General features: G+C 71.5%; 8 protein-coding genes. 5 read left to right on the top strand and 3 right to left on the bottom strand.

Annotated features, from left to right (window positions below):
- On the top strand, positions 1-1,025 hold a 1,025-nt coding region (locus tag RBJ77_RS18075), incomplete at its 5' end, for a CapA family protein (protein WP_372345982.1).
- On the opposite strand, the gene RBJ77_RS18070 is transcribed toward RBJ77_RS18075, so the two are convergent.
- Positions 1,012-3,963, bottom strand: coding sequence for a glycoside hydrolase domain-containing protein (locus tag RBJ77_RS18070; protein WP_372345981.1), 2,952 nt, complete (start codon positions 3,961-3,963; stop codon positions 1,012-1,014). The two genes, RBJ77_RS18075 and RBJ77_RS18070, sit on opposite strands and share 14 nt — an antisense overlap.
- A gap of 117 nt (positions 3,964-4,080) precedes the next feature.
- Here RBJ77_RS18070 and RBJ77_RS18065 point away from each other — a divergent pair, with 117 nt between their 5' ends.
- The 4 genes from RBJ77_RS18065 to RBJ77_RS18050 all read left to right on the top strand — a co-directional run bounded on the left by RBJ77_RS18065 (position 4,081) and on the right by RBJ77_RS18050 (position 9,037).
- Complete coding sequence (locus RBJ77_RS18065) at positions 4,081-5,268, top strand: ROK family protein (protein ID WP_372345980.1); 1,188 nt, start codon at positions 4,081-4,083, stop codon at positions 5,266-5,268.
- Positions 5,269-5,555: 287 nt separating this feature from the next.
- Positions 5,556-6,425 (top strand): ABC transporter permease, encoded by an 870-nt coding sequence (locus tag RBJ77_RS18060; protein ID WP_372345983.1) that lies wholly within the window; start codon positions 5,556-5,558, stop codon positions 6,423-6,425.
- Positions 6,422-7,342 carry a carbohydrate ABC transporter permease gene (locus tag RBJ77_RS18055; RefSeq protein ID WP_372345979.1) on the top strand — a complete coding sequence of 307 codons (921 nt, stop codon included), beginning with the start codon at positions 6,422-6,424 and terminating at the stop codon, positions 7,340-7,342. Before RBJ77_RS18060 ends, RBJ77_RS18055 begins: the two co-directional genes overlap by 4 nt.
- 54 nt (positions 7,343-7,396) lie before the next feature.
- Positions 7,397-9,037: a hypothetical protein gene (locus RBJ77_RS18050; RefSeq protein ID WP_372345978.1), complete on the top strand. Its 1,641-nt coding sequence runs from the start codon at positions 7,397-7,399 to the stop codon at positions 9,035-9,037.
- A gap of 121 nt (positions 9,038-9,158) precedes the next feature.
- On the opposite strand, the gene RBJ77_RS18045 is transcribed toward RBJ77_RS18050, so the two are convergent.
- Both RBJ77_RS18045 and RBJ77_RS18040 read right to left on the bottom strand, forming a co-directional pair.
- The gene (locus RBJ77_RS18045; RefSeq protein ID WP_372345977.1) at positions 9,159-10,595 is read right to left on the bottom strand and encodes an amino acid permease; all 1,437 of its coding nucleotides are present in this window, start codon (positions 10,593-10,595) and stop codon (positions 9,159-9,161) included.
- Positions 10,596-10,694: 99 nt separating this feature from the next.
- On the bottom strand, positions 10,695-11,156 hold the full coding sequence (locus RBJ77_RS18040; protein ID WP_372345976.1) for a universal stress protein: 462 nt from the start codon (positions 11,154-11,156) through the stop codon (positions 10,695-10,697).
- Between the last annotated feature and the right edge of the window lie 281 nt (positions 11,157-11,437).

Below are 11,437 nucleotides of genomic sequence, written 5' to 3'. Positions count from 1 at the left end.
GCTTCACGCTCGCCGCGTCCGGCGACGTGCTGCCGCACACCTCGATCATCGACCGGGCGAACGCGGACGCGGGCGGCGAGGGCTACGACTTCCGCCCCATGCTCGCGGGCGCCAAGTCGGTCGTCGCCGGGGCCGACCTGGCGATCTGCCACATGGAGACGGTGTACGGCGCGCAGGGCGACTACAGCGGCTACCCGGCCTTCAAGTCGCCGCCGCAGGTCGCCGCGGGCCTGCGCGCCACCGGCTACGACTCCTGCTCCACCGCCTCCAACCACACCCTCGACGACGGCGCCGACGGCATCGCCCGCACCCTCGGCGCCCTCGACCGGGCCGGGGTGAAGCACGCGGGCTCCGGCCGCACCGCCGCCGAGGGCCACAGCCCCGCCTGGCTGCGGGCGGGCGGCGCCAAGGTCGCCCAGCTCGCCTACACCTACGACACGAACGGCTACCCGCTGCCCCAGGGCCGCCCCTGGGCGGTGAACCTGATGGAACGGCAGCGGATCGTCGCGGACGCCAGGGCAGCGCGCCGCGCGGGCGCCGACGTCGTCGTGGTCTCCCTGCACTGGGGCACCGAGTGGCAGGACGAGCCGGACGAGCGGCAACTGGGCCTCGGCAGGCAGCTCACCGCGTCACGGACGGACGGCCGCCCCGACATCGACCTGATCCTCGGCACCCACGCGCACGTCCCGCAGGCGTACGAGAAGGTCAACGGGACCTGGATCGTCTACGGCATGGGCGACCAGATCGCCGGCGAGATGTTCAACCACGACGGCGCCCAGGACGCGCGCGGCAACATGGGCACGATCGGCCGCTTCACCTTCGCCCCGCCCGCCCGCGCCGGACAGCGCTGGCGGGTGACGAAGGCGGAGTTCGTGCCCGCCCTCTTCGACCTGGGCTCGGACCGCGTCGTGAACCTGGGGCGCGCCATCGACCGGGGCGCCGACCTCGAAGGGGTCCGGGACCGGATCCGCCGCGTCGTGCTCAGCCGGGGCGCCGCCCAGGACGGCCTCGTCATGGCGCAGTAGCCGCCCCCAGCCGCAGCAGCAGGCCCCGTCCCGGCGCGACCGGCACGGGGCCGCCCGCCGGGTACGTCCGCTCGTCCTGGAACCCGTCGATCGCGGGCGCGTACGCCTCGACGTCCGATCCGTCCACCGTGACGCGGCAGTCGACGGGCACCCCGGCCCAGGACGCCACCGCCACGGTCACCGCCCCGTCCGCGCCCCGCCACGTCGTCGCGAGCACCTCCCGGTGCCCGGTGCCCACGCGGCCGTCGTGCGCCCACCAGCCGGTCATGGCGGCGTCCGGCAGCCCCAGCCGGTCGAAGGCCCGCCACAGCGGCCGCACGTCGGTCATCGGCGCCCGCGCGGTCATCCCGAACACCAGGCCCCGCCACGGGTTCCCGCCGCCCTCCAGCATCTCGCCCATCAGGCCGAACGGGATCCCGGACAGCTCCACCAGCCAGTACGCGGGGTCGGTCCCCTCGTAGTCGAAGAGCTCGCCGAGCCAGAGCCGGTCCACGTACGGGAGGAGTTCCGCGTACAGGTTGGCGCTGGAGGCGAAGCCGTCGGGCGCCCGGTACTGGTTGCACGAGTGCAGGTCCACGACCGGCGGGGCGTCGCCGGTCGCCGTCAGCGCCTTGCGGACCCGCTTCATCGTCGTGCGGTCGTACGCCACGTCGTCGAGGTAGAGCCCGTCGACGCCGACGTGCTCGCGCAGCCGCCGGATGCCCGCCACGTAGAAGTTGTGCCAGCGGGACTCGCCGGTGGTGACGGCGGCGACGTCCCGGACGTTCGGCGCCACCCAGCCGGGCACGTGGGCGTCGCCCAGGTGCTCCTGGAGCCAGGCGTGCCCGCCGCCGGGGCCCGCCGCGAGGACCTCGTCGCCGAAGGCCGCGAGGACCGGCAGCTCCGGTGTGTGACGGGTGAGTTCGCGGACGGTGTCGTACACCTTCACGCGTACCCCGAGGGCGTGCGCCCGTTCGGTGTAGGCGCGCAGCACGTCGGCGGCGAGCAGCGGGTCGTTGATGTACGGGTTCGGGGGAGTGGCGTGGTGGAGGTTGACGACGTTCGCGCCGTAGTCGGCGACCTCCTCGGGCGCCGCGTACGCGTGGAAGTACCGCTCGGTGAGCTGTCTGGCCGGGTCGATCGGCTTGAACGGCGTGAGCAGCAGCCGCAGTTCGAAGCACCGGCGCTCGCCCGCCCGCAGCCGCAGCGGCCCGCTGGCGGCGGTGACCGTGCGCACCCCGTCGGCCGTCCGCAGCCGGATGCCGCCCCGCCCGTCGTCGCCCGCCCACGAGCGCGGCGTCACGAGCGGCTTCTCGCGGTAGTAGTTGGTGTTCAGCGGGCGGTCGTAGTGCTCGTCGCGCAGCGAGAGCTGGAGCCCGGCGTGCGTCGTGCCGAGCCAGAGGGCGTCCTGGTTGTGGGCGGCCGTGTCCCACGTCCAGTCGTACGTCTGCGGGCAGACGCGGCCCGTCAGCCCGAGGCCCATCGTGTACCGCGCGATCTCCTCGCGGACCGGCACGTCGAGCGTCACGTCCGGCAGGTCGAGGTCGGCGGTCGCCTCGACCGTGGCGCGGACCACGAGGAAGCCGTCGGCCTCCAACTCGCCCTCGGTGCGCAGGAGTACGCCGTCGCCGACGGCGCGGGTGGACCACGTCGCCCGGGCCGGCCCCGGTCGTCCGGCGGTGAGCGGCTCGGACTTGAGGGCGCGGCCGATGCCGAGGCGGACGGGCGCCGCGAGCACGTCGTGCGGGGCGCCGTCGGCCGCGGTCACCGCGGGGGTGAACGTCGACACCAGGCGGTGCGGGAGGCCGTCGGGGCCGATCTGTACGACCCGCCCGAGGATGCCGAGCCGCTGCCCGCCGTCCGCCGTCGCCTCCCGGGTCACCGGGGTGAACGGCGGGACGAGTTCGTCGTCGTGGCCCGTCGCCGAGTCCAGCCAGCCGAGCCGGGCGAGCCGGTGCGGCTCACCGACGCCGTGGTCGGGCAGCAGTCGCCCGGTGACCGTGAGCCGGACCGGCAGCGCCCGCCCGGGCACCCCGTCCGCGCGCACCACCACCTCGCCCTCGTAGCGGCCGGGCTCCGCGTCGGCGGGCACGTCCGCGAGGAACCACAGGGCGCACACCCCGCCCGCCGCCACGCCGATCCGCCGCTCGAACGGCCGGCCCCGCGCGTCGGTGCCGCCCCGGCTGACGCACCGCACCGGGAACGGCAGACCCCGCACCTCCACCCGGACGTCCGCCAGGTCCTGCCGGGCGGCCACGCCGACCTGGAACGCGTAGCACTCGCCCCGGTCCGCCGTCGCCTCGAACGCCGCGAACGGAACGCCGAGCGCCCAGCGCGCCGGGAGCTGCCGGTAGCGGCCCAGCGGATGCGCCCTGTCCTCCCCGAACAGCAGGAACTCGGCGTCAGGAAAGGCGAGTTCGACGCTCTCACGTTCCTCGCGCGTCGCCGCGAAGCCGAGCGGCGCGAACGAGTCGACCGCGCTCGCCGCCTCGTAGCGGAACGCCTCCGCGCGCGGCAGCGCGGCCCAGACGTCGGCCGGACCCGGCCGGTCGAGACCGTGGTCGTGCACCCACTGGGGATCGGCGGTGCCGGTCGGCCGGCGGTAGGCCGCCTGCGGGTAGTAGGGCTTGCCCGTGTGCGCGTACGGCAGGTAGTGCACCGCGTACGTGCCCGGGCCCTCGACCGGCGCGAAGGCGATCCGGCCGCGCGCGGCGGTCACCTCCACCGCCACCGTGTCGCGGATCCGCCGGCCGGACGGGGCGAGCACGACGACGTCGACGTCCTCCGGTTCCGGATCCTGGCGCCGCCACGGCAGCTCCGCCGCGACGATCGGCCGCGGCTCCGGGCCCGTTCCCGGCACCCGGACGAGGATCCGGTGGTTGCCGTAGACCTCGGAGTCCCAGTCGCCGACCCCGCATTCCAGTTCCGGATGACCGTGTCCCGCGATGTGCTCACCCATACGAGGTCCCCCAGGGGCGCGTTTATTAGGTAAGTTGCTCAATCACTCCGGGTCACCCTGAGGAATCACCGATCATGCTGTCAAGGGGGACGCCTTGGATCGGGGGGAGCCGCACCCATGAAGCCCAACAAGCCCAGCATCCACACGAACCGGCCCGAGAGCCGGCCGGACCGGCAGGCCAAGAGCGGGGATCCGTCCCTGCTGCGCCGCCTCAACGCGGCCGCCGCGCTGCGCGTCCTGCGCGCCCGCGAGGAGATCACCGTGCCCGAACTGGCCGCCCTCATCGGCGTGTCCAGACCCACCGCCCAGGACCTCACCGCGCAACTCCTGCGCGAGGGGCGCCTGGTGGAACTGGAGCCGGGCGGCGGCGGGGTCGGCAGACCGGCCCGCCGGTTCCGGTTCCGCGCCGAGGCGGGGCACGTCATCGGGGTCGACGTCGGCGCCCACAAGGTCCTGGCGCTCGCCACCGACCTGCTGGGCAGGACGGTCGCCGCGCACCGCGTGCCCGTCACGCCCGAACTGCCCGCGCCCGAACGGCTCGACGCCGTCCGCGCCGCGATCCGGGGCTGCCTCGCCGGGCCCGACGCCGGCCCCGAGGGGGAGCGGCTGCGTCCGCTCGCCACCGGCGTCGGCACCAGCGGCATGGTCGACACCGAGGGCCGCGTCGTCACCGTCAGCGACTCGCTGCCCGGCTGGAGCGGGGTCGACCTCACCGCCGAACTCGCCGACGTGGCACCGGGATCCGTGATCGTCGGCAACGACATCCAGCTCGCCACCCTCGCGGAGGGCACCGCGGGGGTCGCCGCCGCCACCGACGACTTCCTGTACCTGTACGTCGGCAACCGGCTCGGCATCGGCCTGTGGCTGCGCGGCGAACTCCACCGGGGCCACCGCGGGGCGGCCGGCGAGATGGTCGCGGGCGACGGCTGGACCGTCCCCTACCAGCGGCTGCTCGACTGGTTCGCCGGGCACGGGGGAGAGGCGCGGCCGACCCGGGAGAACGCCGCCCGGGCGGTCGTCACCGCCGCGGCGGCCGGCGACGGAGGAGCCGCGTACACCCTGCGCGCCTTCGCCCACGCCCTCGCCGAGAGCCTCGCCCGGCACGTCGCCGTCCTCGACCCGCGGGCCGTCGTCCTGGGCGGCGGCATCTCGCGCGCCGGAGCACTGCTCAGCGAGCCGTTCGCCGAGCGCCTCGCGGCCCTCTGCCCCTGCCCGCCCGAGGTGCGAACCTCCACGCTCGGCGAGGAATCCACCGCAATCGGGGCAGCCCGCCTCGCACTGGACCACATCGAGCAGACCGCGTAGGCCCGGCGAAGGAAAGTCCAAGAACCACCGAAGGAAAGTCCAACTCCCGTGACCTTGGAGGCGGTTGACGGCGGCCTGAGCCGCTCCCAGGATATGGCTCACCAATTCAGCAAGTTGCCTTCTAAATTGGCGATCCCGTCCCGTCGGTGGGAGTACGCGTGTCATCCCCTGCAACTCGGCGGCGCCCGCGCGCCGCCTCGCCACCCGTGATCACGGCGCGGCCCACGGCCGGCCGCAGGGCAAGGAGCGGCCCGCCCCTGCGCCGCCGCCTCCGCAACAACTGGGTGATGCTCGCCCTGATGGCCCCGGGCCTGCTGTTCTTCGTCGTGTTCTTCTACGTCCCGATGCTCGGCAACATCGTCGCCTTCCAGGACTACCAGCCGTTCATCGGCTTCAAGGACAGCGCCCTCGTCGGCCTCGCCAACTTCCAGGAACTCTTCGTCGACCCGGCGTTCTGGGAGTCGGTCCGCAACACCCTCTCCTTCGCCGCGCTCCAGCTGATCTTCTTCTTCCCGGCGCCGCTCGGCCTCGCGCTGCTGCTCAACAGCCTCGTCTCCAGTCGCGTCAAGAAGTTCGTGCAGAGCGTCGTCTATCTGCCGCACTTCATCTCCTGGGTCCTGGTGGTCGCCCTCTTCCAGCAGGTCCTCGGCGGCGCCGGCCTCATCTCCAACTTCCTCCGGGACCACGGCCTTTCGGCCCTGGACGTGATGACCGACCCGTCGACCTTCCCGCTCCTCATCACCTCGCAGGTGATCTGGAAGGACGTCGGCTGGGGAATGATCATCTATCTCGCGGCGCTCGCCAACGTCGACCAGAGCCTGTACGAGTCCGCGGCCGTCGACGGCGCCGGACGGTGGCGCCGCATGTGGCACGTCACGCTGCCCGCCGTGCGCGGCGTCACGATCATGCTGCTCGTGCTGCGCCTCGGTGACGTCCTCTCCGTCGGCTTCGAGCAGTTCCTGCTCCAGCGTGACGCGGTGGGCGCACGGGCGGCCGAGGTGCTCGACACGTACGTCTACTACCACGGCGTGGTCTACGGCGACTGGGGCGTCGGCGCGGCCGCCGGCCTCGTCAAGGGAGTCGTCGGCGCGCTGATGATCTGGGGCGCGAACAAGATCGCCCACGCCTTCGGCGAGCAAGGGGTGTACTCCAAGTGACCTTCTCCCTGCCCCTGTTGAGGCCCAGGCCCGAGGACGCCCGCCCCGCGTGGGAGGAGGAGCCGACCCGTCTCGGCAAGTCCGCGAAGGCCGTCGTCCTCACCGTCGTCTGCGCGGTGATGATCCTCCCGTTCCTCACCGTGCTGTCCACGAGCCTCGCCTCCCGCGAACAGATCACGGCGGCGGGCGGCTTCGTCCTCTTCCCGACGGACCCCACCTTCGAGGCGTACACGACGATCCTCTCCGGCGGCCTGGTCACCCGCGCCGTCCTGGTGAGCATCGGCATCACCGTCGTGGGCACGACCCTGTCCCTGCTGACGACGATCGGCCTCGCCTACGCGCTGTCCAAGCGCGGAGTGCCCGGCAGCAAGCCGATCCTCCTGATGGTCCTGTTCACCCTGCTCTTCGCGCCCGGCATGATCCCCATGTACGTGCTGGTCAAGGAGCTCGGACTGCTCGACTCCTACTGGGCGTTGATCCTTCCCGGGCTCGTCAACGCCTTCAACCTGGTCGTCATGCGGTCCTTCTTCATGAACATCCCGGAGGAGCTGTACCAGGCGGCGCGCATCGACGGCGCGGGCGACTGGCGGATCCTCACCCGCATCGTGCTGCCGCTGTCGAAGGGCGTCATCGCCGTCGTCGGCCTCTTCTACGCCGTCACGTACTGGAACGCCTTCTTCAACGCGATGCTCTACCTGAACGACTCGGGGAAGTGGCCGATCCAGGTCGTGCTGCGCACCTATGTGGTGCAGAGCAAGCAGATGACCGGTGACCAGCTGGGCCTGCAGCACCTGCCCCCGCAGCAGTCGATCTCCATGGCCGTGGTGATGCTCGCGCTGCTGCCCATCCTGCTGCTCTTCCCCTTCCTGCAGAAGTACTTCACCAAGGGCGTGCTCACCGGCGCCATCAAGGGCTGACCCGTCCCTCCCCTCCCCTCACCGAACCGTCCCCTTCTTCCCCGGAGTTGTGTCATGACAAGCATGTCCCGCCGCCGCTTTCTCGGGTTGAGCACGGCAGTCGCCGCGGGTGCGGCGTCGACCTGGCTGACCGGCTGCGGCTCCTCCACGGCCGGCAAGGGCGAGGCGGCCTCCGCGCACGTGAAGCTGCCCACGTACCAGCCCTTCACCCGGATCAAGCCCGACCTGCAGCCCAACGCGAAGGGACTGTCCGCGGGATTCCTCTCCTACCCGGAGGAACTCGTCCAGAGCGTCGCGAAGAAGCCCGGTGACGGCTCGAAGGTGTCGGTGCTCACCGAGATCTGGGTGCAGCCGCCCCTGCCCAAGAGCGACAACGCCCACTGGAAGAGGGTCGACGAGGAACTCGGCGTGAACCTCTCCGCCATCCTCGGCACGGACCCGGGCTACCCCGAGAAGTTCTCCGCCACCGTCGCGGCAGGCGACCTCCCCGACCTGATGTGGATCCCGCCCAACCAGGGCATCCAGCACATCGCGCAACTCCTCGAGTCCAAGTGCGCCGACATCTCCGCGTACGTGTCGGGCGACGCGGTCAAGGACTTCCCGAACCTCGCCGCCATGACTCCGGAGCACTGGAGGACGGCCGTCGTCAACGGCAAGATCTGGGGCGCCCCCGTGCCGTACCCCGCCTTCGGGCAGGTCTACGGCGGCAACCCGAAGGTGTGGGAAGCGGCCGACGGGCTGAGCGCCGCGAGCACCGACGAGTTCCTCGCCAAGTGCAAGGAGGTCACCGGCGGCAAGCAGTGGGCGCTCGAACCGATCTACGTCAACGCCGTCAGCGTCCTGAGCCAGTGCTTCGGCGCGCCCAACAAGTGGCGCAAGAACAAGGACGGGTCACTGACCTTCTTCCAGGAGACCGAGGAGTACCTGGAGGCCCTGAACTTCGTGACGAAGCTCAAGAAGGCGGGCGTCTTCTACCCGGGCGACCCGAACATGGCCGACGCCTACCTCAAGATGGCCCAGGGCGCGATCGGCGCCTGCGTCTTCGCCAACCCCTCCGGCGCCCGCGCCAATCTGCGCACCAACAATCCCGCCCTCGGCGCGGAGGTCCTGGTCCCGTTCAACGCGGGCGGACACCGGGCGAACCACCACTACCACCTCGGGACCATCGGATTCACCGCCCTGAAGAAGGGTGACGAGAAGCGCGTGCGCATGCTGCTCTCGATCCTCGACTACATCGCCGCGCCGTTCGGCTCGAAGGAGCGCCAGTTCCTCGAGTTCGGCACCGAGGGGACGGACTTCACCTTCGACAAGAAGGGCATCCCGCAGCGCACCAAGGCGGGCAAGCAGCAGGTCGAGGGCCTGTGGAGCGGACTGAACACGACGACGGCCGCCCCGTTCTCCCTGCAGGCCGCCGCCTTCCCCGGCACGCACGGCGCGGACGACGTGCGGTTCGTGTACGGCGTGGAGCAGAAGCTCGTCGCCTCCGCGGTCCGCAACCCGACGGTGGGCCACTACTCCGACGCGTACACGGAGCACTACGGCCGCATGTCGACCGAGGCGACCGACCTCGTCAACGACATCGTCAGCGGCCGCAAGAAGATCAGCGAGTGGAAGCCCTTCTGGTCGCAGTGGCGGGACAAGGGCCTCGGTCAGATGGCCCGCGAGTTCCAGAAGTCCATCGAGGCCAACAGCTGATCGGCCGCCGGGGACCGTGCTCGCCGACCCGGAGGGGATCGAGTCCTGCGTGGTCCGCCCGAAGGAGACCCTGATCGGGCAGGGGGACGGCCGCAGCCACCCCCCTGCCCGGGGCGGAGCACTAGTCCGTGGTGCGGGCCAGCTCGGACCTCTTGTACGAGTACCCGAAGTAGATGCCGAGCCCGATCACGAACCACACGGCGAACCGCACCCACGTCTGCCACTGCAGGAACGTGATCAGCCAGATGGAGAAGACGACCCCCACCGCGGGCACGAACGGCATCGCCGGCGTCCGGAAGGTGCGCGGCAGCTCGGGCTGCCGGTAGCGCAGCACGATCACCGCGACGCACACCACGACGAATGCCAGCAGGATCCCGATGTTGGTCAGTTCGGCGGCCTCGCCGATCGGCAGGAACCCGGCGATGGCGGCCGACGCGAACCCGACGATCCACGTCACCCGCGTCGGCACGTGCCGCGTGGGGTGCGTCTTCGCGAACCACTTCGGCAGCAGCCCGTCGCGCGACATGGAGAACCAGACCCGGGTCACGCCCAGCATGAACGTGAACATGACCGTCAGGATGCCGATGATCGCGCCCACCGCGATCACGTCCGCGAGCCCGCTCAGCCCGACCGACTTGAACGCGGTGGAGAACCCGCTCTCCGGGTCGATGTCCTTGTAGTTCTGCATGCCGGTCAGCACCAGGCACGCCAGGACGTACAGCACCATCGAGATCGCGAGGGAGTACAGGATCGCCTTCGGCATGTGGCGCTGCGCGTCCTTGGACTCCTCGGCCGCCGTGGACATGGCGTCGTAGCCGAAGACCGCGAAGAAGACGGTCGCCGCACCCGTGAACGCGCCGGAGACGCCGAACGGGAAGAACGGCGTGTAGTTGCCCGTGTCGATGTGGAAGAAGCCCACCCCGATCACCAGCAGCACCACGAGCACCTTGAGGACGACGACGATCGTCTCGAAGCGGGCCGCGTTCTTGATGCCGAGCGTCAGCAGGTACGCGATCAGCAGGCACAGGGCCGCGGCGAAGAGGTCGACCTTGTGGCCGTCACCGGTGCCGGGGGCGCCCAGCATCCAGTTCGGCAGGTCCACGCCCATCTCGCCGAGCAGGAAGCTGAAGTAGCCGGAGATCCCGATCGCGACGACCGCGACGATCGCCGTGTACTCCAGGAGGAGGTCCCAGCCGATGAACCAGCCGACGAGCTCGCCGAGCACGGCATAGCCGTAGGTGTACGCCGAGCCGGCCTTCGGGATGAGCCCGGCGAACTCCGCGTAGGAGAGGGCCGCGGCCGCGCTCGCCACGCCCGCGATCAGGAACGAGATCAGGACGGCGGGTCCCGCGGTGCCGTTGGCTACGGTGCCCGCGAGGGTGAAGATGCCGGCGCCGATGATGCCGCCCACGCCGATCGCGGTGAGCTGACCGAGCCCGAGCGAGCGGGTGAGCTGCGGCCGCTCGCCGTCGGCCCCGCCTTCGGTGGCCTCGATCTGTTCGATGGGTTTGCGACGCAGTACGCCCCGTCCCATCGGCAGTTTGGGGGGACTGGCCATGAGCTCACCTCTTCGCGGACGCGACGGCTGACGGCCGATCATGATGCTCCCGTTGCGCCAGGTACGGAAGACGGCACGCCCCGTCCGCCCGCGCGACGGCTACGGCACCACCGTGACGGGCCAGCGCCCCGCCTTCACCAGACGCACCGCGACCGAACCGACGATGCGGTGCCCGGCCTGCTCCGACGCCCCGACGACCACGGCGTCCGCCTTGAGCTCGTCGGCCGCGGTGACCAGTCCGTTGAACGGGTCGCCGCGGAAGGTGTGGAACTCCCACCGCACGTCGTATATGTCCTTGACCCGCTCCGTGGCCTCCCGGATCTCCGCGATGAGCCCCTCCGCGATCTCGTCGGTCGTCTCGGCGACGGGCACGCCCATCGCGGCGCCCGCCGCCATCACGGGCTGCACGTAGACGACGGCGAGCAGGGCGCGCTGGCGACGGGCCAGGCCGCCGGCGTAGGCCGCGGCACGGAACGAGGACTGGGAGCCGTCGACCCCGACCACGATCACCTTGGGCCCGTCGGTCCCGCGCTCGAACTGGTGTGGCTGCTGATCGGTCACGCGCAGAGGCTAGCGGAAGCCCCAGGTGAGGGCAGTGCCGGGGCGGAACCTATTTCTCCGGTTGCCCGCGGTCGACGGAGCCGCTGAACGGGTGCATTCGCGCGTCCCATCCGGTGGTCGTGTGCGCGGCCGTACCGGCGCCGTGTGACGCATGAAGCATGAAACAGGATCAGAACGCCTCCGGGCGACGGGCGTTGCTGCGCGGCTTCACCGCCGTCGGCCTGGCCGCACTCACCGGCTGCGCCGCCACCGACCGCGCGAACGCCCCGACGGGCGCGAGC

Source organism: Streptomyces sp. KL116D, from assembly GCF_030766975.1.
In the GTDB taxonomy this organism is placed as follows: domain Bacteria; phylum Actinomycetota; class Actinomycetes; order Streptomycetales; family Streptomycetaceae; genus Streptomyces; species Streptomyces longispororuber_A.
The sequence above is the reverse complement of the archived record's forward strand: the minus strand, read 5'-3'. Positions and strand labels throughout refer to the sequence as shown.

Coding starts and splice junctions, on each gene's coding strand:
- RBJ77_RS18070 (WP_372345981.1), bottom strand. CDS start 3,963: ATGGGTGAGCACATCGCGGGACACGGTCATCCGGAACTGGAATGCGGG.
- RBJ77_RS18065 (WP_372345980.1), top strand. CDS start 4,081: ATGAAGCCCAACAAGCCCAGCATCCACACGAACCGGCCCGAGAGCCGG.
- RBJ77_RS18060 (WP_372345983.1), top strand. CDS start 5,556: ATGCTCGCCCTGATGGCCCCGGGCCTGCTGTTCTTCGTCGTGTTCTTC.
- RBJ77_RS18050 (WP_372345978.1), top strand. CDS start 7,397: ATGACAAGCATGTCCCGCCGCCGCTTTCTCGGGTTGAGCACGGCAGTC.
- RBJ77_RS18045 (WP_372345977.1), bottom strand. CDS start 10,595: ATGGCCAGTCCCCCCAAACTGCCGATGGGACGGGGCGTACTGCGTCGC.